Origin of the sequence: Streptomyces sp. NPDC093801, assembly GCF_040701585.1 — a bacterium.
GTDB lineage: Bacteria > Actinomycetota > Actinomycetes > Streptomycetales > Streptomycetaceae > Streptomyces.
Genome location: NZ_JBFBDP010000001.1, coordinates 322,509 through 342,329, shown reverse-complemented (window position 1 = coordinate 342,329; position 19,821 = coordinate 322,509). Strand labels below are relative to the sequence as shown.

14 protein-coding genes, 5 pseudogenes and 4 riboswitches are annotated in these 19,821 nt (G+C 70.3%); of the genes and pseudogenes, 11 read left to right on the top strand and 8 right to left on the bottom strand.

Going from position 1 to position 19,821, the window contains the following annotated elements:
• Positions 1-132: 132 nt before the first annotated feature.
• A riboswitch (cobalamin riboswitch) is annotated at positions 133-280 on the top strand.
• Between the two features lie 136 nt (positions 281-416).
• The gene (locus tag AB0469_RS01595; protein WP_366449246.1) at positions 417-911 is read left to right on the top strand and encodes a DUF4430 domain-containing protein; all 495 of its coding nucleotides are present in this window, start codon (positions 417-419) and stop codon (positions 909-911) included.
• Between the two features lie 62 nt (positions 912-973).
• On the opposite strand, the gene AB0469_RS01590 is transcribed toward AB0469_RS01595, so the two are convergent.
• Entirely contained in the window at positions 974-2,386 is a 1,413-nt protein-coding gene (locus AB0469_RS01590) for a prenyltransferase/squalene oxidase repeat-containing protein (RefSeq protein ID WP_366449245.1), read from the bottom strand.
• Positions 2,387-2,495: 109 nt separating this feature from the next.
• A riboswitch (cobalamin riboswitch) is annotated at positions 2,496-2,627 on the bottom strand.
• A 59-nt stretch (positions 2,628-2,686) separates the two neighbouring features.
• A riboswitch (cobalamin riboswitch) is annotated at positions 2,687-2,835 on the top strand.
• Positions 2,836-3,010: 175 nt separating this feature from the next.
• On the opposite strand from AB0469_RS01590, the gene AB0469_RS01585 reads away from it, so the two are divergent.
• The 5 genes from AB0469_RS01585 to AB0469_RS01565 are packed head-to-tail and all read left to right on the top strand — an operon-like array spanning position 3,011 to position 10,305.
• Entirely contained in the window at positions 3,011-5,722 is a 2,712-nt protein-coding gene (locus AB0469_RS01585) for a prenyltransferase/squalene oxidase repeat-containing protein (protein ID WP_366449295.1), read from the top strand.
• Positions 5,719-6,651 (top strand): hypothetical protein, encoded by a 933-nt coding sequence (locus AB0469_RS01580; RefSeq protein ID WP_366449244.1) that lies wholly within the window; start codon positions 5,719-5,721, stop codon positions 6,649-6,651. Before AB0469_RS01585 ends, AB0469_RS01580 begins: the two co-directional genes overlap by 4 nt.
• Before the next feature lie 5 nt (positions 6,652-6,656).
• A complete protein-coding gene (locus tag AB0469_RS01575) occupies positions 6,657-7,832 on the top strand; it encodes an energy-coupling factor transporter transmembrane component T (RefSeq protein ID WP_366449243.1) in 1,176 nt (391 codons plus the stop codon).
• Positions 7,829-9,484 carry an ATP-binding cassette domain-containing protein gene (locus tag AB0469_RS01570; protein ID WP_366449242.1) on the top strand — a complete coding sequence of 552 codons (1,656 nt, stop codon included), beginning with the start codon at positions 7,829-7,831 and terminating at the stop codon, positions 9,482-9,484. Before AB0469_RS01575 ends, AB0469_RS01570 begins: the two co-directional genes overlap by 4 nt.
• Positions 9,481-10,305, top strand: a complete 825-nt coding sequence (locus AB0469_RS01565; RefSeq protein WP_366449241.1) for an ECF transporter S component — start codon at positions 9,481-9,483, stop codon at positions 10,303-10,305. Before AB0469_RS01570 ends, AB0469_RS01565 begins: the two co-directional genes overlap by 4 nt.
• A gap of 24 nt (positions 10,306-10,329) precedes the next feature.
• Here AB0469_RS01565 and AB0469_RS01560 read toward each other — a convergent pair.
• The 3 pseudogenes from AB0469_RS01560 to AB0469_RS01550 form a co-directional block, all read right to left on the bottom strand.
• Positions 10,330-10,671, bottom strand: a pseudogene (locus AB0469_RS01560) (acyl-CoA thioesterase); the annotation flags it as partial.
• 199 nt (positions 10,672-10,870) lie between these two features.
• A riboswitch (cobalamin riboswitch) is annotated at positions 10,871-11,102 on the bottom strand.
• Positions 11,100-11,291 (bottom strand): annotated as a pseudogene (locus AB0469_RS01555) (hypothetical protein); the annotation flags it as partial. It overlaps the preceding riboswitch by 3 nt.
• Before the next feature lie 114 nt (positions 11,292-11,405).
• Positions 11,406-11,585, bottom strand: a pseudogene (locus AB0469_RS01550) (phosphotyrosine protein phosphatase); the annotation flags it as partial.
• A 35-nt stretch (positions 11,586-11,620) separates the two neighbouring features.
• Here AB0469_RS01550 and AB0469_RS01545 point away from each other — a divergent pair.
• Positions 11,621-12,021 (top strand): annotated as a pseudogene (locus AB0469_RS01545) (MFS transporter); the annotation flags it as partial.
• Between the two features lie 504 nt (positions 12,022-12,525).
• Complete coding sequence (locus AB0469_RS01540; RefSeq protein ID WP_366449240.1) at positions 12,526-13,662, top strand: tyrosine-type recombinase/integrase; 1,137 nt, start codon at positions 12,526-12,528, stop codon at positions 13,660-13,662.
• Here the strand turns inward: AB0469_RS01540 and AB0469_RS01535 are convergent.
• A pseudogene (locus AB0469_RS01535) lies at positions 13,613-14,038 on the bottom strand (hypothetical protein); the annotation flags it as partial. The gene AB0469_RS01540 and the pseudogene AB0469_RS01535 sit on opposite strands and share 50 nt — an antisense overlap.
• A gap of 102 nt (positions 14,039-14,140) precedes the next feature.
• On the opposite strand from AB0469_RS01535, the gene AB0469_RS01530 reads away from it, so the two are divergent.
• On the top strand, positions 14,141-15,028 hold the full coding sequence (locus AB0469_RS01530) for a DUF5655 domain-containing protein (RefSeq protein ID WP_366449239.1): 888 nt from the start codon (positions 14,141-14,143) through the stop codon (positions 15,026-15,028).
• A 190-nt stretch (positions 15,029-15,218) separates the two neighbouring features.
• Here the strand turns inward: AB0469_RS01530 and AB0469_RS01525 are convergent, their stop codons facing one another.
• Both AB0469_RS01525 and AB0469_RS01520 read right to left on the bottom strand, forming a co-directional pair.
• Entirely contained in the window at positions 15,219-15,761 is a 543-nt protein-coding gene (locus AB0469_RS01525; protein ID WP_366449238.1) for an NUDIX domain-containing protein, read from the bottom strand.
• Positions 15,762-15,841: 80 nt separating this feature from the next.
• Positions 15,842-16,369 (bottom strand): GNAT family N-acetyltransferase, encoded by a 528-nt coding sequence (locus AB0469_RS01520; protein WP_366449237.1) that lies wholly within the window; start codon positions 16,367-16,369, stop codon positions 15,842-15,844.
• A 229-nt stretch (positions 16,370-16,598) separates the two neighbouring features.
• On the opposite strand from AB0469_RS01520, the gene AB0469_RS01515 reads away from it, so the two are divergent.
• Positions 16,599-17,543, top strand: coding sequence for a hypothetical protein (locus tag AB0469_RS01515; protein ID WP_366449236.1), 945 nt, complete (start codon positions 16,599-16,601; stop codon positions 17,541-17,543).
• Between the two features lie 163 nt (positions 17,544-17,706).
• Positions 17,707-18,369, top strand: a complete 663-nt coding sequence (locus tag AB0469_RS01510) for a 2'-5' RNA ligase family protein (RefSeq protein WP_366449235.1) — start codon at positions 17,707-17,709, stop codon at positions 18,367-18,369.
• 36 nt (positions 18,370-18,405) lie between these two features.
• Here AB0469_RS01510 and AB0469_RS01505 read toward each other — a convergent pair whose 3' ends face one another.
• A complete protein-coding gene (locus AB0469_RS01505) occupies positions 18,406-19,767 on the bottom strand; it encodes a DUF317 domain-containing protein (protein WP_366449234.1) in 1,362 nt (453 codons plus the stop codon).
• Between the last annotated feature and the right edge of the window lie 54 nt (positions 19,768-19,821).

The window sequence follows — 19,821 nt, the reverse complement described above, 5'->3', positions numbered from 1 at the left end:
GCGCGGTCATCGGCCCTCGTGGCTAGCCAAACAGCTCCGGACCTCGGACCGCCCGGACCGTCCTGGGCCCGGTGAGCGGTTCAGTACCCCTTCTGCAAAAGGTACTTGGCCGCGAACGGCGCGCACCGTACGATGCCACTGCCCGGCTGCGGCCGGGCCACAACCGAATGGCTGTGCGATCGGGGGAAGCCGGTGGGAATCCGGCGCTGACCTGCAACCGTGTGTGGCGCGCTGACCTGCGCCGCGAGTCGGGATGCCCGCCGCGCGGCAGCATCCGCTTCCACTGTCACGGTCTGCAGAGCGAAGCCCGGTACCGCCGGAACACCACGTCAGCGCGCTCGTACGCCTGCCGCGGGTGGGACGTCCCGGTCGCGGGAGCCGCATCGGCCGACCGGACCGGTCAGAAAGGCCACTCCATGCGCCTGAGCCCCGCCCGCCACGCCGTCGTCACCACGGCCGCCCTGGGACTCGTCCTCACCGGCCTCACCGCCGTCCCGGCCGTCGCCCACGCCAAGCCGGTCAACACCAACGCCCCGGTCAAGGTCAACCTCACCGTGCAGGGCCCCGACGGGCAGCTGTTCAAGGGGAAGATCACGACCAAGGGTCACGACGTGACCACCGCCACCGGCGGCACCCACAAGTGCGACGGCACCAACGGCGGCGCCAACCCGAGCAAGGTCCCCACCCCGACCGCCGCCCTGGACGACGCCGCCCGCCTTAACTACTTCGCCTGGGACGGCACCTGGTACGCCTCGTTCGACGACTTCTCCGTCGACACCATCAAGGGTGTCAGCGGGGGCGGCTCGGCCTACTGGAACATATCCGTCAACGGCACGCCCACCCCGGTCGGCGGCTGCCAGTTCAAGCTGAACGCGGGCGACCAGGTGTCGTTCGTCTGGACCTCCTTCTGATCCGAGCAGGTGCCGCACCACGGGCGGGGGAGCAGGACGCGTACCCCCGCCCGTCGCACGTCTCAGGCGCCCCAGCGCAGCGCGATGGTGTCGCCCACGTTGATCACCTTGTTGCGGGCGGCTCCGGCGAAGGCGGAGCCGTCCACGCTCACCTTCCAGGTGTTGGAGCCGCTGTTGGCCTTGCCGTTGACGGCAGTGATGGTGCCGGTGCCGGAGGACGGCGTCACGCTGGTGACACAGCCGGCCGGGGTGGCCGCCGTGGTCGCCGCGTTCAGGACGTCGCCGAGGGTGGTGGTCGTGCCGGTCGGGGTGAAGGAGACCGAGCAGACCTTCAGGCCGCCGGCGCCGTCGTCCACGGTGAGCGCCAGCTTGGTGGCGGTCCCCGAGGTGAACGTCGACTGGGCCACCCACTGTGGGGCGCCCGGGGTGACCGGGACGGGCGGGGTGGAGGTGAAGCCGCCGCCGGCGACCGCGCGCAACGAGTCGATCGAGGCGTAGGCGGTGGGGCTGGTGTCGGCCGGCTTGTACTTGAAGCCGCCGCCGGGGTTGTACTGGTTGGCGATGAGGAAGTCGATCGGGGTCTTGCCGGCGGTGGTGAGGAAATCCCCGGTCTGGGGGTTGATGCCGCAGGCGTTGAGCCCGGCGACGGCCCAGCCGTTGGAGCTGGTGTTGACGCCGTACATCGAGTTGAAGGCGCCCGAGGTGGTGACGAGCTTGCTCTTGAGGAAGTTCTTCGCCTGGACGACGTCGGTGTCGGTGCCCGGGACGCCCGAGGCGCACAGGGCGGCCATGGCGGCGCCGGTCATGTCGATGTCGCCGGCGGTGGCCAGAGCGGTCGGGTTGCCCTCGGCCTTGCTGTACTGCCAGCCGCCGTCGTTGTGCTGGTTCGCGCGGATGCGTGCGACGAGGGAGTTGGTGAGGGCCTGCGGTATGCGGGCGCTGCCCGTCTGGGTCTTGGCGCCGCCGAGGGCGAGGGCGGCGAAGACGGTGCCGTTGAAGTTGGCGGAGGGGCCGAAGTAGCCGGGCTCGGGGGTCTGCCAGTAGGAGTAGATGTTCGCGATCAGGTTGCGGGAGGCGGAGACCCGGGCCGGGTCGATACCGGCCGCGTACGCGTTCAGGGTGCCGCGCTCATAGTCGGTGACGACCGGGGAGGCCGAGGGCCAGCCGGACGTGGACAGCAGGTTCCGGTAGACGGTCCGGGCGTTCTTCGTGGTGTCCCCGCCCGGCGCGACGTCGACGACCGCGGTACCCGCGGCGGCGAAGGCGCTGAAGGCCCACTCGTTGGACAATCCAAAGCCGGCGTAGGAACCATCGGCGGCCTGAAGGGACTTGAGGTACGCCACACCGTTCGTCTTCGACGTGGCGATCTGGGCGGGCGTCGACGTGGCCGCGGCGGGCACCACGGCGAGGGCGAACGCGCCGACTGCGGCAGGGACCGCAATCGCGAGGCGGCGGGGGGTGAGGGAACGGTTCATGACCTGCTCCTGAGATCGGCGAACGCCGGCCGACCTCGCCCGGGGACCGTGCGCGGACCGCGGCACGACCTGGGGAAGGGGCCGCCGTCCGGGACGCGTGGTACGGCTTCCTGATGCTTCGTCACCGCACGGGCATTCGGGCTCGGCACGGCGTCCGCCGTGCCACACCGCTGCGCGTCAGCCCCGGATTCTCACCGAGTTCCCCCATGTGGCGCCCAGGACGCTACCCCAGTGATCAAGGGTCCGCCAGCATGGCGCCAAGTGCCCTGCCCCGGCAGCCGGATGAGACGCATCCCACCTTGACGGTGCACTCGGGGCCGTGTTCCATGGCGGCTGACAAGTACTCAGCCCCAGGGGAAGCCGGTCGAATTCCGGCGCTGACCCGCAACCGTAGGCCCGGCGATCGTCCCGGGCGAGCCGGATTGCCTGTGGCCGTGTCATGAACGAAGAGCGCCGTCGCGGACTACGGCGTGGTCGTCAACGCCCCTGCGGACATCGCGCACGGGGCGTCTCGCCACGTACCCCGTCCGTCCGGCCTGGACGAGGGGGCTGCGGGTGGACACCGAACAGTGGGCAGGCCAGCACACGAGCGCCAGACATCGGCTGCTGTCCATCACGGCGGCGATGCTGCTCGTCTGCGGTGTGACCGTCGCCTTCCTCGCGCCGTCCACGACGGCGACGGCCGACCCGGTCAAGGACTGCACGGCCACGGTCGGCGCGGTCGTGGCCGTCGACTTCGGCCCGTTCGGCGGCAAGGTCGAACGCGGCTGCGACACGACCCCGACCACCGGCTACGACCTGCTCCACGAAGCCGGATTCACCACCACCGGCACCGTCCACGACGGCCCCGCCTTCATCTGCCGGATCGGCTACGGCTCCTTCAACTCCGGTACGCAGTACCCGACGCCGGACAAGGAGCCCTGCCAGCTCACCCCGCAGGCCTCTGCCTACTGGTCCTACTGGACGGCCTCGCCCGGGCAGGCGAACTGGACGTACAGCCCGCTCGGCGCGATGGCCCGTACCCCCAAGCCGGGTGACGTGGACGCGTGGGTCTTCGGCGGCACGGACGTCGGCGGCAGCACCGGCAAGCCCACCTTCTCCCCGGACGACGTCCGCGCCGGCGGCGGGGCCTCGCCCAAGCCCACCGACACGAGCGGGCCCGTCGTCCCGCCCGGCGCGGTCGACCTCCCCGCGGCCACCCGCTGGCTCACCGCACAGCTCAAGGACGGCGAACGCGTCGTTGACGAGGGCTCCGAAACCCCCAACTACACCCTGACCGCCGAGACCGCCCTCGCCCTGGCCGCCGCCGACCCGAAGAGCCCGGCGGCCGCGAAGGTAGCCGCCTTCCTGGCCCGGCCCGAGCACACCGAGGCGTACGCCTACCCGTCCGGCAAGGACCGGGCGCCGGAAGCGGCGGCCGCGGCCCGGCTCGCCCTCGTGGCCGAGGCGACGGGCGGCAACCCCCGCGCCGTCGGCGGCCACGACCTGCTCGGCGACCTCGTGAAGGACGTATGCACCAGCGGATCGGACGCCCCCACGCCCGTACCCGGCTGCACCGTCAGGGGTGACTTTCCCACCACCTCCGGCCAGGCCGAGGGGCAGGCCCTGGCCGTGATCGCCCTGCTCGGGGGCGGCGTCCGCCCGCCCGCCGACGCAGTGGCCCGCCTGACCGACATGCAGTGCCAGGACGGTGGCTTCACCAGCATGCTGATCCGCCGCGGCGACGGCTGCGACAGCGAGCCCGGAGCCACCGGCCTCGCCGCCCTCGCCCTCCAACGGGCCGGCGGCCACGAGGCGGAGGTGGCCAAGGCCCGCGACTTCCTGAAGAAGGCCCAGCTCGCGGACGGTGGCCTGCCCGCCGCCGCGTACGGCACGGTGGGCAGCGCGTACGCCACCGGCTTCGCAGCCCAGGCCCTGCGCCACCTGGGCGAGACAGACCGGGCGGACGCGGCCGTCTCCTGGCTGTCCAAGCAGCAACTGCCCAGCGGCGCTTTCGCCTTCGAGGCCGGCGGCACCGACCCGCTGCTGTTCGCCACCGTCCCCGCCGTCATCGCCGGGGCCAAGAGCGACCTGGTCACCCTGACCACCAAGAAGCCCGAGCCCTCGCCCTCCCCGACCGGTCCCACCACCGGGCCGACGCCCCGTCCCGAGGGCGGACCGGACCTCAAGAAGGGCTCGGCCTACCTCACCGACCCCACCCGGCTCATCCAGGGCCACTACTACGAGAGCACCGCCGGCACCGGCTTCGCCGACTACGGCCTGACCATCGACGGTGCGTACGCCCTGGCCGCCACCGGCGCCGACAACGCGGCCCTGCGCGGCATCGTCGACTTCCTCGATCACGGCGGCAAGGACGGCACCGGCCGCACCCTCGCCTCCTGGACGAACATTGGCACCAAGTACGCGGGCGGCGGCTCCCTCGGCAAGGCGGCCCTGCTCGCCGAGGCCGTCGGCCGCGACCCCCGCCACTTCGGCGGCCAGGACCTGATCACCGCCCTCGCCAAGGCCGTCTGCCCGGCCAAGACCCCGGCGCCCGACCGCTCCTGCGCCGACAAGGGTGCCTACACCAACGCCACCTCCGTCTTCTCCCAGTCCCTGGGCGTCATCGCCCAGGTCCGGGCGGGGGAGAGCACCGCCGCGGCCGAGCCCATCGCCTACCTGAAGACCCTCCAGAAGCCGTCGGGCGCCTGGGTCAGCCTCATCGGCGAGCCGAGCGGGGAGGAGGTGGACTCCACCGCCATCGCCGCGATGGCCCTCGACCTCCTGCCCGACCAGCAGTCCCAGGCGGCCGTCGACAAGGCCCTCGCCTGGCTCGCAGCCCAGCAGAAGCCCGACGGCGGCTTCCCCGGAGCCTCCGGCAACTCGGTCAACTCCGCCGCACTGGCCGTCCAGGCCCTCTCCCTCGACGGCACCACGTACAAGACGCAGATCACCAAGGCCCTGGCCTTCCTCACCTCCCAGCAGAACGGCGACGGCGGCTTCAACATCGCCAAGGACGCCCAGCCCGGCTCCGACCTGCGCGCCTCCACCCAGGCCGTCGGCGGCGCCACCGGCATCTCCTTCGGCACCCTCACCCGCAGCCTCGCCGGCACCACCCCGCAGCCCACCCCCACCGGGTCGGCCCAGCCCTCCGGCACGCCCACCACCCCGAAGATCGTCACCCCCGGCGAGAACGGCGGCGGATCCGGCGGCAGCGGAGGAGGGGGCGGCGGGCTCGCCCACACCGGTACACAGGTGATCGGCATCGGCGCCGCGGCCGCACTCCTCACGCTGCTCGGCTACGGCTTCGTACGCGCTGCCCGTACCCGCCGCACGGCGAAGGGGGCCCACCAGTGACCAGCCGGTTCGTACGCGCTGTCGGCAACCTCGCGGCGGTAGTCGGGTTGACCCTGGCCTCCCTGACCGCCACCACTTCGCCGGCCGCAGCCGCCCCGCAGCCCATCGGCCAGTGCACCACCTCGGCGGGCGTCGTCCTCGCGGTCGACTTCAGCCACTGGGGCGGACCCGTCTACCGCTCCTGTGGTACGACGCCCACCACCGGCTACGAGCTTCTCAACCAGGGCGGCTGGGCCACCACCGGCACCGGCCACGACGGCCCCGCCTTCATCTGCCGCATCGGCTACAGCGGCCACCAGGGCGGCAAGCAGTTCCCGACACCGGCGCAGGACGACTGTGTCCTCACACCGCCGGCCTCGGCGTACTGGTCGTACTGGCATGCCGATCCCGGGCAGAACACCTGGACCTACAGCCAGCTCGGCGCCATGCTCTACAGGCCCAAGCCGGGCAGCGTGGACCTGTGGATCTTCGGCGGCACCAACATCGAGGGAACGGAGGGCAAGCCCACCGTCACCCCCGACCAGCTGCGTGCCCACAACAGCAAGCCCACCGGCGGCAGCGAGCCCCAGCCCAAGGACACCCGGACCGCCGCGCCGGTCCCGCCCGGCACGAACACCGGGCCGAAGCCTGAGCAGCCGGCTTCGCCGCCCCAGCAGTCCACGACCCCTTCACCGACGATCCCCGCACCCAGCTCCAGCCCCACCGCTTCGGCCACCCCGTCAGCCAGTACCTCCGCGTCCTCCCCTCCGCCCAGCGCCGCTGCTGCGGCAGCGCCGAGCGAGGGCCCCAAGGTCGTCGACGCGGCCCCCGCCGCGGACGCCGAACACGACGCCGGCTCGTACCTGCCCGCCGTCGCCACCGGCGCCCTGGTCCTGCTGATCGGCGGGGGCGCCGCCTACGCGGCCAAGCGCCGCCGCCGTACCGAGTAGCCCGCATGGCACGCACGATCCCGTCGGCGGCGGCCTCGCCGCCCAAGCCCGGCCCCGCGCCGGACAAGGGCGGCCGCCGCCTGCCCCGCACCCTGCACCCGGTGGCCTGGTGGATCTGGGCGCTCGCCCTGGCCACCGCCGTAAGCCGGACCAACAACCCGCTCCTGCTGTTCCTGGTCCTGGCCGTCCTCGGCTACGTCATCACCATGCGCCGCACCGAAGCCCCCTGGGCTAGAGGCTTCAAGTACTACCTCTACCTGGCGCTGACCGTCGTCACGATCCGCGTCGCCTTCCGGGCCGTCTTCGCCACCGGCATCACCCCGCACGACCACTTCCTCTTCTCCCTCCCGCACATCCCCACCCCCGACTGGTACGCAGGCATCCAGCTCGGCGGCCCGGTGTCGCTCGAGGCGCTGCTCTCCGCCGCGACCGACGGCCTGCGCCTGGCCTGCATGCTCTGCTGCATCGGCGCCGCCAACACCCTCGCCAACCCCAAACGGGCCCTGCGCGTCCTGCCCGGGGCCCTGTATGAACTCGGCGTCGCCGTCACCGTGTCGATCAGCGTCGCCCCCCAGCTCGTCCAGAGCGTCCAGCGCATCCACCGCGCCCGGCGGCTGCGGGCCGGCCGCACCAAGGGCCTGCGGGCGCTGCGCGGGATCGTCGTCCCCGTCCTGGAAGACGCACTCGAACGATCCCTGCGGCTCGCCGCCGCCATGGACTCGCGCGGCTACGGTCGGGCCGGCACCGCCACCCGCCGCTCCCGCCGGATCACCGGCGTGCTGATGCTGCTGGGCATGTGCGGGATGTGCGCCGGAGCGTATGGCCTCCTGGACGCCACGGCCCCGAAACTGCTGGGGCTGCCCGCCATGGCCGTCGGGGCGCTGCTCTGCGTGGCCGGACTGCGCCTCGGCGGCCGGCGCATCACGCGCACCACCTACCGGCCCGACCCCTGGCTCTTCTCCGAGTGGGCGGTCGCCGGCTGCGGCGTCCTCTCCGCCGTCCTGCTCTTCAGCCACGCCGGGTTTGACGCGGCCGAACTGAACCCGTCGATCTACCCGCTCAGCTGGCCCACGCTCCCGCTCGTCCCCGCCGCCGCCATCCTCCTCGCGGGCGCCGCCAGCTTCCTGGCACCCCGCCCCGCAGCCCCCGTCCCCGTACCGCGCACCGAGGCAGCCACGTGATCACCTTCGACCAGGTCTCCGTCCAGTACGACGACACCGAAGAACCCGTGATCAGGGACGTGGACCTGACCGTCGAGGAAGGCGAACTCTGCCTCGTCGTCGGCCACACCGGCGTCGGCAAGTCCACCCTCCTCGGCGCCGTCAACGGCCTCGTCCCCCACTTCACCGGCGGCACCCTGTACGGCCGCGTCCTCGTTGACGGCCGCAACACCGCCGACCACCCGCCCCGCGAACTCGCCGACGTCGTGGGCGTCGTCGGCCAGGACCCCCTCGACGGCTTCGTCACCGACACCGTCGAAGAGGAACTCGCCTACACCATGGAGCAGCTGGCGGTACCAGCCGCCACCATGCGCAAACGCGTCGAGGAGACCCTCGACCTCCTCGGCCTGGCCGACCTGCGCCACCGCGCCCTCCACGAACTCTCCGGCGGACAGCAGCAGCGAGTCGCCATCGGCTCCGTCCTCACCGCGCATCCCCGGATCCTCGTCCTGGACGAACCCACCTCCGCCCTTGACCCGACCGCCGCCGAGGAGGTCCTGGCCGCCGTCACCCGCCTCGTCCACGACCTCGGCGTCACCGTCCTCCTCGCCGAACACCGCCTGGAGCGCGTCGTCCAGTACGCCGACCGCGTCATCCACCTGCCCGGCGACGGCCGCGTCGTCTCGGGCCCGCCCGCGGAGGTCTTCCGTACGACGTCCATCGCGCCGCCGATCGTGGAACTGGGCCGTGCCGCGGGCTGGGACCCGCTGCCCCTGTCGATCCGCGACGCCCGCCGCGCCGCCGCGCCCGTACGTACCCGGCTGGCCGGCACGGTCCCCGGTCCGGCCCGCCCCCTGACCGCGTCGGACCGGAGCACTCTCCTGACCGCCCGCCGCGTGACCGTGACCTACCACGGCGTACCGGCCGTCCGTGAGGTGGACCTGACCCTGCACGGCGGTGAGGTGACCGCGCTCATGGGCCGCAACGGCTCCGGCAAGTCCTCCCTTCTGTGGGCCCTCCAGGGGTCGGGCCCCCGCACCGCGGGCTCGGTGGGCATACCATCCGGCCCGGGGAAGCCGGCCGATCCTCGCAAGCTTCCTGCTGCCGAGGCCCGCAAGCTCGTGGGTCTGGTTCCGCAAACCCCCACGGACCTGCTGTACCTGGAGACGGTGAAGCAGGAACTCGAGCAGGCCGACGCCGAGTCGGGAGTGACTGCGAACGGAACCCCGGCCCGCGCGTTCCTGGATCGCCTGGCGCCCGGCATACCCGACACCACCCATCCGCGCGACCTCTCCGAGGGACAAAAGCTCGCCCTGGTCCTCGCCGTCCAACTGGCCGCGGCACCGGAGGTCCTGCTCCTCGACGAGCCGACCCGCGGACTGGACTACCGGGCCAAGGAGCAGTTGATCCGGATCGTCGATGACCTGGCCGCCGAAGGCCGGGCCGTCGTCATCTCCACCCACGACGTCGAATTCGTCGCCCGAGCCGCCGACCGCGTCGTGGTCATGGCCGACGGGGACATCGTGGCCGACGGTCCGACCACCGAAGTTATCGTCGCCTCACCGGTCTTCGCCCCGCAGACCGCGAAGATCCTCGCACCGCACCCGTACCTCACCGTCGCCCAGGCGGTCGACGCCCTCAGTGACGACGACGGAACGGACACGGCCCCATGACCGCGCTCAGCCCCGCCATCCGCATCGGCCCGCGTGCCGCCCTGGTCATCGCCCTGGCCGCCTTCCTCGGCATCGTGGCCTTCTTCTGGCCGTTCCTCGTCGCCCCCGGAAAGTTCGGCTCGAACTACGCCCCGCCGCTGATCTTCGGCGTGCTGCTGGTGATCGTCCTCTCCGTCGTCATCTCGGAGATCGCCGAGGGCGGCATCAACTCCAAGGCCCTCGCCATGCTCGGCGTGCTGTCCGCCGTCAATGCGGCCATCCGCCCCCTGGGCGCGGGCACCGCGGGCATCGAGACTGTCTTCTTCATCCTCGTCCTCGCCGGCCGCGTCTTCGGGCCCGGCTTCGGCTTCACGCTGGGCTGCACCTCGCTCTTCGCCTCCGCGCTGATCACCGGCGGGGTCGGGCCCTGGATGCCGTACCAGATGTTCGGCTGCGCCTTCGTCAGCATGCTCGCGGGCCTCCTGCCCAGGGCCACCGGCCGCCGCGAGGTGCTCATGCTCGCCGCCTACGGCTCGGTCTCCGGGTACCTCTTCGGGTTCCTCCTCAACCTCTCCTTCTGGCCCTTCTCCCTCGACCCCAACAGCTCCATCGCGTACCTGCCCGGTCTGCCCTTCACCGAGCAGTTCCAGCGCTACCTCGCCTTCGACCTCGCGACCTCCCTCGGCTGGGACACCGGCCGGGCCGTCACCAACCTCATCTGCATCTGCCTGGCCGGCCCGGCCGTCCTGACCGTCTTCCGCCGAGCCGCCCGCAAGGCCCGCTTCCAGGCCCCGGTCCGCTTCAGCCGCTCGCCCGAGCGCACGGACGCGGCCGGGGCCTGACAACGGACCTGCCTACACCTCCAACAGGCCGGGGACCGGGCGGGGACGGCCCTCGGCATCGATGGCGACGAAGGTCAGCAGGGCGGTGGCCACGTCGGTGGCGGGGGTGGTGGTGGCGTTCCAGCGTTCGGCGGTGACGCGTACGGCCACCGTCATGGAGGTCCGGCCGGCGCGTTCGAGGAGGGCGTGGACGGTGAGGAGGTCCCCGGCGCGGGCGGGGGCGAGGAACGTCATGCGGTCCACGGAGACCGTCACGGCTGGCCCGTCGGCATGGCGGCCCGCCGACGCTGCGGCCGCGTCGTCGATGAGCTTCATGACGACGCCGCCGTGGATGGTGCCGTAGAGGTTCGTGTCGTGCTCGCTCATGATGTGGGCGAGGGTCACACGGGAGTCGGCCGGCGCCTTGTGGGCGCGGGAGCCTGCGGTGGTGTCCGTGGTCACGGAACTCTCCTTCGCGAGTCGTGGCTCGACCCGACGGCGTGCCGCGGGCGCGAAGGAGCGACGGGACTGGTGGTGCCCGCTGCCGCCGGCCCGCCCACGAGGCCCTCGGGTCTCCGTACGCGCTCGTCGCGCACGGGCAGCGGGCAGGTCTTCGGACTCACGGACACGCCTGCCGGTCTCCCGGCGGGCACCTACTGACCGTCGCTTCCCGGGACCGTTCTGTTCTCCGGTCCCAGTGCGTATGACGGCGGTCGTTCCCGCTCACCGCTGCGGGGCAGTCCCGGATTCCCACCGGGTTCCCTCTTACGACGCATCCCGCCTGGCGGACGGGGCGAACCAGCTGCGCCCTCACCCTAGGTCACAGCTCCGAGCATTTCGGCGGCTGAACCGGATGGCGTATGTCTCATGTCCTGGCCAGAAGACTCACCCGACAGCTTTCGCCTGGTCGGAGCCCATGCCCGGATGCCGTCGGCCACCGGGTGGGTCGTGGTGATCTGGACGTTCGTGAACCCGGCGGCCTCCAGCCCGGCGCGGTACTCGGCGAAGTGGGAAGTTCGTGCGCCTGGCCTATGGCACGCCGCCCCCAGTGAGGTGTCCGTCAGCCGATCAGTTCAGTCGAGGTACTTCTTGCCGGGGAAGTACGGGCAGGCGTCGCCTCAGCCCATGGCGCTCACGTAGTCGGATGCCTGGACGGCCTCGGTGGTCAGTACCTTCGGTCTCTGGGCGGAGATGTCGATGCCGAGCTCGGCCATGGCGGCCACGGCGGACGGGTTGATCGCGTCGCCGGGCACGGAATCTGCGGACCGGACCTCGACGCGATCCCCGGCGAGGTGGCACAGGAAGCCGGCGGCCCTCTGGGGGCGTGGCCGGCGTTCTCTACGCCACCCTTGCCCGCCACTTGGGCGTCACCGCCCGCACCGTCACCCTGATCGCCCTCGGCACCCTTTCCACCGCAGCCTCGCCACCGTCGCCAGCCCGTACGCCCTACTCGTTGCCGTGTCGGTCCTCGCGGGAGTGATCCGCGGCAACCTCACCCTCCTCCAGGCCACTGCCGTCACCGACCGGTGGGGCACCACCCATTACGGCCGGCTCTCCGGACTCCTCGGAGCCCCAGCCCACGCCGCAGCCGCCTTCGTCCCCTTCGCCGGTGCCGTCCTGGCCAGACCACTCGGCGGCTACCCTGCGCTGTTCTCTTTACTTGCAGCGCTGTCGATCACTGCCGCAGTGACAGCCCTCGGAGTCTGCGCACAAAGACCGCGAAGCCCTCGTCCATGATCGAGCGTGAGTCAGGGTGGGTGCTGGCCGGAATTTGGTCCCAGACTGGTCCGGGAGCACACCTGATGTGGCGTCAGGAAAGTCAGCATCTGGTCAGCATCAGTCCCTGAGTATTCCTGAGGAGCTGTCTGACGTGACGCCTGGTCGGCGGCGTCAGAACAGCCCTGTTAACGCAGAAGCGCAGGCTGCGAGGCTTCTCGACAGCGAGGACGATGTTCCTTTTTATCTTCGTCTCAACATGCCTCCGTGTAGAGTGCGTAGTGCCCTTGACCTGCAGAAAGCTGGCAGGGAGCCGTCTTCTAGGAGTCCAAAATGCTGCGCACCATGATCAAGTCCAACATCTGACATTTGGTCATCTGTGCAGGTCAGGGCCATGATGACCGGGCCCAGGTCAGCAAACACTCAGCATGAGACCGGACCCCGTTCCGGCGATGCTGACCTCCGGGCGAGACAGCGGGGGGCCGGGCCGGCGGTCGCCCGCACGGCTCCGGAAGGCTCCCACTCATGGCTCGACAGCTCGCCCGCGGCATGGGCACGTTCTTCAAGCCCTGTGACTGCGCCAGGCAAACGCGCTGCTCTCACACATACACGATTCGCTTCCGGGACGCGCTGGGGAAGCAGCGCGAGGAGACTGGTTTCAGTACTCAGGATGACGCGATAGACCGCCTTACGGCGCTCTATAAGACCAAGAAGCAGACGGCCGCGACCGTGGCCGAAGCGCGTCGTGAGCTGGGGCAGAAAACGGTCAAGGAGTACGCGGAGACGTGGTTGCCTCGGCAGCGGAAGATGACCGATTACTCAACCACGCAGCATGTCGGCAGCTATATCAAGGTCCACATCAATCCCGCCATCGGCTCCCGAAAGCTGAACTCGGTCACCCCGAGTGTCGTTGAGCAGTTCCTTGATGACCTTGAGGCCAATGGTGTCGGGCGCGGCAATCAGATGAATATATACCGCACCCTGAAGTCGATCCTGAGAGATGCCTATGGCAAGGGCGCGATGGCTGAGGATCCGGTGAAGGGCGTGCAGGATCCCGAATATGTGCGCAGCAAGGTGGTTATTCCCAAGCTGGACTACATAACCAAGGCGCTTGCGGTGGCAGACAAAGACCTCGCGCTGGAGATCACAATGATGGTCGGGTGTGGTCTCCGCAATGGTGAAGCGCGGGCGGTGAACATCAACAACGTGGTTGCAGACGATGTCTACCGAGTCCACGAGCAGATCCATTCGAACCTGCTGAAGCCGGCGAAGCTCAAGCACCGAAAGGTCGGTGAATTCAGAGAGGTGCCGCTGCCGCGTACCGTTCGAGAGGCGATGGAGCGTTTCGAAGAGAAGTATGGTACGACTGAGGAAGGTTATCTCCTCAGGGGTCCGGGCGGCTATTACACCGAAGGTATGGAGCGCCGTCGTGTGCAGAAGCTCTTCAAAGACCTTCCCCCGGTGAGCGGCATGGGCATGTATGGGTTCCGCCACTACTTCGCGTCAAATGCCCTGGGTAAAGGCATACCGATCACCGATGTAGCCGAATGGATGGGGCACAAGTCCATCGAGGAAACCTATCGCACCTATCGGCATCTTATGCCGGGCAGCATCACGAAGGCGGCCCGTGTGCTTGACGCCGGCCTCTGGGAGGCCGCCTGAGGGTGGAGCTGCGGTGGGCGGCCGGGTGCCGGGCATGCCGTGGTCTGTCCCGACCACGCTCCTGGTCGCCGTCCTGCATGTGCAAGTCCTCGAGCATCTTGGCGTTGGCCTGCAGGCTGAAGCCTTCCTCCCGCAGCAGATTGGCAACGGTGTCGGCACTGACTCGGTGCCCGGCCCGGGTCAGCTTCTTCGCGAGGGCGCAGGTCGACTTCCCCGTCCGTCGCAGCGGCGACATCGGATCACCCCAGACCTCCGGCCCGACCAGCGCCGACAGAGCCGACCGCAGTCCCGGATTCAGTTCCGCGACCCGCTTGCGACCTCCCCCCGGACGCCGAACCCGGCCCAAGGGCTCCTCGCCGGCCTCCGGCTCGAGCACGTCCTAGACGCCGACGTGCGCCATCTCCACAAGTCCGAAGACGCTGATGGAAATAATCCGATCACCGTCTGTCGTTGCAGCCCCGTAGCCGAGGAAGGGAAGGTGTCGGGGCTGAGACTGTTCAACCTCAAGGGTGACGTGACGGAGGTCGTGCCGCGCCTCGCCGAGGTCGAGGCTGACGTGCAGGATCTCGTCGAGGCGCACATGCAGGCCATGCTCGGGGTGACGTTCCTGGCGAGCGAGTACGGCACCGGACCGGTGCATGGTGGCCGCGTCGATTCGCTGGGCATCGACGAGAACGGCTCACCTGTCGTGGTCGAGTACAAGCGTTCGACTGACGCGGGTGTGATCAACCAGGGCCTGTTCTACTTGGCCTGGCTGATGGACCACAGGGACGCCTTCCGGCGCCTGGTACGCGACCGGCTCGGTACGCAGGCCGCGGCTCGGGTGCGGTGGAGCGCGCCGAGGCTGATCTGCGTGGCCGGCGACTTCACGCGCTACGACCTCCATGCGGTCCGCGAGCACCGGCACGCCATCGACTTGGTGCGCTACCGCATGTTCGGCGACGAGCACTTCGGCCTGGAGACTGTGGCCTCGGCAGGCGGGACCCGTGCGTCGGCGCGGGCGGGGCGCCGACGGGGCATGGCTCGGGAGAAGCGTGCCGGGCGGCCGGACGGGGCGATGGGTGAGCTGGCCGCGGCGGTCGACGAGGTGCTGCTCGGGCTCGGCGAGGGCGTCACCAAGGTCGAGAACCAGACCTACACCGCCTACCAGCGGCTGCAGAACTTCGCCTGTGTTTGCCCGCGGAAGAGCAGGCTGCTGGTCTACCTCAAGGCCAGCCCCGCCGAGGTCGAGCTCGTCCCGGGGTTCAGCCGGGATGTGACGGGGCTCGGCCACCACGGCACGGGCAACCTGGAGGTGCGGCTGCACTCCGAGCGCGAACTGGAGCGTGCCCAGGAGCTGTTCCGGATGAGCTACGCCGCGGCGTGAACGCGAACGGTCGGTGCGCACTTTGTCGTTGTGGTTTTGGGGGGCGTGGTGCTGGCCTTTCGGTGGTAGTCGAGTGGCGGTGGGTATTCACTGTCGCGGCGATTCCCCCGTTTTGCTAACCGGGGATCGCCTGCTATATGTACGGCTGTTTGGCGGCATCGCTGGGTCGTGGCGAACGGCTGGGCCTGGCCTACTCGAGTGGGGAAAGGCCGCGTGCCGCCTGGGCTCGGCCCGCCGGATGAACGGCTGGCCCCGGGGTCGCGGTATCGGGCCAGGCGTACTCGCTGTACCGGGTGCCGTCGGCGATGTGCTGGAGCGCTACAGCGAGGTAGGGCGGATGCGGCCGGGGCAGGCTGGTGGCTTTGTGCCACTGCCAGCCTTCGCATTTGTCCGGCTCGGGGTTGCCGATGCTGCCGTGCCAGCGGTCGCTTTCGAAGAAGAACGCGATCCTTCGCGAGCCGGAGCCGGTGGAGACGTGGTGCATGAGGTGCACGAAGCGTAGGTGGCCGGGGTCGACGGAGGCGCCGGTCTCCTCGGTGAACTCTCGGGCGGCAGCTGCGCGGGCGGGTTCGTGTTCTTCCATGAGCCCGGCCGGGATCTGCCACATGCCGGGGAAGACCTGTTGCTGTCGGCGCCGGCTCATGAGGATTTCGTCGCCCTGGCGGAGCAGGAGGTGGACGTCGGCGTAGTGGGACGCGTAGCTGCGCGTCGAGGCGGCGGTGTTCTCGGGCATCGTGCTCCTCGTCGGTCCGGTGGGTGGCCTTTGGGTGGCGCGGCGGCATCTCCGCCCTCCCCTGGGTGTGAAGCTGTCCGCTACCTGGCGTTCGGGTTGAGCTCTTCGGGGAGGAGGGATCCGGCCCAGCAGTCGCGCAGGCAGCCCTGTGAGGTGATACGCAGGCGGAGGGTGCCCTCCATCTGGAATCCGGCCTTGAGGGCGACGGCGCGGGAGGCGTTGTTTCCGACGCGGGCCATCCACGTGATGATCGGCAGGTCGAGGTCTTCGAAGCTCCAGCGGCAGATCCGGATGACGGCCTCGGTCGCGATGCCTTGGCCGCGGGCGGACTTGCCGATCCAGTAGCCGATCGAGGGAGCGTGCTTGGGGTGCTGGTGGAGGCTGACCACTCCGGCCGGCTGGCCGGTGGCGGTGGTGGTGATGACGAAGGTGCTGTGGCTGTCGTGGTTGCGTGCGTTGGCCACGAACTGCTCGGCGTCAGGTCTGCTGTAGGGGCTAGGGACGGTGGTGTTGCGCTGGATCTCGGGGTCCTGGAGTTCGGCCGTGATCCAGTTGACGTCGTGTTCTTCTGGGGCGCGGAGGGTCAGGCGGGCGCTGGTGAGGATCACAGGCGCGGCTCCGTTCTGCAGCGGACAGGCGACGGAGCGTACTGGGGTCGAGGCGGCCGGCGCGGCCCGCTTTTTGCGAAGTCCGAGCGCCCGCCCGTGCACCGTCCGGAACTGGGCGTACGTCAGCCGGGTCGCGGGGAGCGAGGGCGGTGTCAGGAAGGCGGCCAACAGCGGACGTGTTCTTCGGACCCGGCTCCGCGGCCGACGGATACCCGACAGGATGGTTCTCATGCCTGATACCCCGATGGTGAATCTCGCTGACGACAGCGCGTACGGCCTCGAACTGGAGATGTGCCTGCTGCTCCCCTCCTCCGCGCCGGCCCGCTGGGGGCCCGCGGTCCACGAGGCGGCCCGCATTCTTGTCGACCAGTCATGGGAACAGGACAGCCGGGCATCCGTAGACCTGTGCACGCTGTCCCTGCTCCTGTTCGCCCGGACATATGGCGGCGACCGCGTAGCCCGGGACGTGCCGGTCACCGAGCTGCGTGAGGCCCTCGCCGGGCCGGCGGATCGGGAGCCGCGGATTGTCGACGAGATCGGCCGAGCGTTGACCGAGACCGGGCAAGGCTACGATCCCGCTGCCCGGCAGAGCGCACCCCTGTGGAGCATCTTCAACGCGGTGCGCGATCAGTACGGCGGCCGTATCGGCGCCAGCCTCCTCGCCGACGATATCGAGCCTCCCGCCCCCGGCCCCTCCCCGATGCGGGCCTCAGCCGCACGCCTCGGCCAGTTCCTCACCGCGTACCCGCAGCAGGCCCGCGAGCAGGCCACGGCACCGGCGGTCGCGCCCGGCCCCCTCGTCATTGAGTCCGACCGGATCAAGATCGTGACCGCCAAGAGCCTCAGGCCCCTCCGCTGCTCGCAGGGCGACCCGGTGCGCATGGTGCGCGTCGACGGCCCCGAGGCGACCCTCGAGTGCGAGCAAGGGCATACCTCAGGGCACTGGGAGCTTGAGGCTGCGCGGGTGAGGATGTCTGCCGCCCGGGCGACGGGGGCCCATCCTTCCGTACAGGGGAAGCACCAGCTCCCGGAACTGCTGGTCGGCTCGACGGAGCTGCCCCGGCACAGCGACCCAAGGCAGGCCAACTGGTTCCTGAGGGAACCGGAGCACCCGATCGTCGGGCGCGACGACATCTTCGCGCGAATCAACCGTCTGATCGACGAACGGAGCTGACCGACGATCGATGCGACGGCGTGAGGCGCGGCCCCTTCGAGGAGCTCCAGCCCGCAGCGGGCGCCTGGTGGAGTTTCAGCCAGTCTGCCCCGAAGCCACGGTTCACGCCTGATCCGGCCGCTAGGTTCTCCGGCAGGGGTACAGGACCGAGCAGGAGGTCTTCGTGCAGCGCTTCACGCCACGGTTCCAGGGCAGGCCATGGACCGAGGGAATGGACGTCCTGCACGTCTACCTCACGCCTCGCCCGGGCACGGATGTGGCCCTTTTGGACCTTGCCCATGCCTGTAGACCTGCGCTCCTGGACTATCCCATCGATCCCGCATGCCCGGCGCGTGCCGGCGACCCGGGCACCCTGCACGTCACCTTGGAGATGGTCGCCGACGCCCCTGCCGCGGACATCGGCGTTGATGAGCGCCAGGACTTGATCCGTGCCCTCCGTAGTGCTGTTGCCGACGTGCCGGCGTTCACCACTGAGATCGGCCCCCCGATCGCCAACGTCGCCGGGGCCGTCTTCGACGTGTGGCCCGACGACAAAGCCTCTGCCCTCCAGGACAGAGTCCGCACGGCGATCCGCACCGCCCGAGGTGACGCGGCCCTCCAACACGACACCGGACGGCTCCACATGTCACTGGGCTACGCCTACGACACTGCGGACTCCGACTCCCTGAACGGCATCCTCCGCAACCGCATCACCCCACGACGCGCACCCATGCGGGTGGACGCCATCCACCTGCTGTCCGTCCGATACGACATCGCACCGGACACCGGAGGGTGGCGCATGAGCTGGGCGCCTGTGGCCGAGCTGCCGTTGGGCGGGCCGGCCTGACGTCTCCGTGCCGATGTCGGGGGCGCGGATGACCTGTCAGTGACGCCGGGGGCGCGCTGGGGTGGTCGTCGTCGCGGACGTGGGGGTGGCGGGCAGCGAAGGTGTGCCCGTTCGGCGCGGTGCTGGGGGTGCACAAGCGGCGAGGTGGTCGGTGAGGTGGGCGAGTATGTCGGGGGTCACCGCAGCGGAGAGGTCGATGGCCCAGTCGGGGCGGTTGGGGTCGGTGCCGCCGATGATGCTCCAGGCGGTCAGCCGGCTTGCCGGGTTTTCGGCGGCGTAGGTGTTGAGGTGCAGGCTGGAGCTGCCATCGGGGGCCTGCCAGGCTACGTACCGGGCACTGCTGGTCTGCGTCCAGCGGGCTTCCAGCAGGGTGCGGGTGGCATCGACCGGCCGCAGGGCACCGCCGGTGGGCGGCCGGCCCCACCCCGGCTCGTTTGAGGTGAGGCTGTCCAGCAGGGTCTGGACGAGGTCGGTGGGTGTGGTGGCGCTGGCGGTTGCGTGCCAGAGGCGTTCGCCGACCGGGGAGTCGTAGACGGCGACCGTCCAGGCGACGTCCCTTCGGTGCCGTGCCTCGTGGTCGAACTCGATGCGCATAGCCAGGGATTCGTGGCAGGCGACGGTGGTCTCGTCCGACCAGGTCCTCACCTTCCACCAGTCGGGGTTGTTCTCGAAGAAGGACTCCAGCAGAGCCTCGCCGACGCGCGGGTCGGCTGTCTGAGCGCCGGCAGCAGGAGGGGCCTCCCGCACCGTGGCCGGGCTGTCGTGGTCGACGGGAGCGCGGTGCGGGGTGGGTGGGGTGTGGGCTGCTGCTGCGGCGAGTTCGGTGTCGGTGGCGGGTGCGGGTCCTGGGCGTACGGCGACGGAGTGGAGGCGGTGGAACTCGGCGACGGCTTCGGCTTCGTCGTCGTACACGAGGGCAATCTGCCGTAGGTGGTTCTCGCCGTGGAGGTGGACGCTGTGGCCGTCGGTGTAGGTGCCGACCGCGACGGCGGTCCATCCGTCGTGGGCATGCAGGTGGACTTTCAGGCGGCCGTCGGAGATGTCGTCGTAAATCTGCTGGGCGGTTGCGCTGACCTGCCGGATCTCCTCGCGGGTGAGGTGGGTCATGGGGTAGTTGCCCCAGGTCCACTCCGTGTCGATCTCTTCCTGGAGGGCGGGCTCGATGCCGACGTCGTAGTCGTGCTGGAGGTCGTGGGCGGTCTGCTGGGTGTAGTAGGGCTCTTCGCGGTCGATGCGGGCGAGCACCATGGAGCCTGCGCCGGTGTCGCGGAAGCCGCGGGCGGCGAGCGCGATGCGGGCCTCGGTGCTGTTGGGGCCGGTCACGGTGGCGGTGACGGCGGGCGGATGGTCGGGGTGAAGCGCGAAGTGGATGCGGGTGTCAGGTGTCGGCTGGGGCATGGGAGTGCCTTGAAGCTTGCGGCTCCGGCTGGCGGGGTGCCGGCCGGAGCCTGG

Excerpts from the sequence above, each read along its gene's own strand:
- AB0469_RS01590 (WP_366449245.1), bottom strand. The coding sequence starts at position 2,386 with ATGAACCGTTCCCTCACCCCCCGCCGCCTCGCGATTGCGGTCCCTGCC.
- AB0469_RS01540 (WP_366449240.1), top strand. The coding sequence starts at position 12,526 with ATGGCTCGACAGCTCGCCCGCGGCATGGGCACGTTCTTCAAGCCCTGT.
- AB0469_RS01595 (WP_366449246.1), top strand. The coding sequence starts at position 417 with ATGCGCCTGAGCCCCGCCCGCCACGCCGTCGTCACCACGGCCGCCCTG.
- AB0469_RS01525 (WP_366449238.1), bottom strand. The coding sequence starts at position 15,761 with ATGCCCGAGAACACCGCCGCCTCGACGCGCAGCTACGCGTCCCACTAC.
- AB0469_RS01585 (WP_366449295.1), top strand. The coding sequence starts at position 3,011 with ATGCTGCTCGTCTGCGGTGTGACCGTCGCCTTCCTCGCGCCGTCCACG.
- AB0469_RS01565 (WP_366449241.1), top strand. The coding sequence starts at position 9,481 with ATGACCGCGCTCAGCCCCGCCATCCGCATCGGCCCGCGTGCCGCCCTG.
- AB0469_RS01515 (WP_366449236.1), top strand. The coding sequence starts at position 16,599 with ATGCCTGATACCCCGATGGTGAATCTCGCTGACGACAGCGCGTACGGC.
- AB0469_RS01575 (WP_366449243.1), top strand. The coding sequence starts at position 6,657 with ATGGCACGCACGATCCCGTCGGCGGCGGCCTCGCCGCCCAAGCCCGGC.
- AB0469_RS01505 (WP_366449234.1), bottom strand. The coding sequence starts at position 19,767 with ATGCCCCAGCCGACACCTGACACCCGCATCCACTTCGCGCTTCACCCC.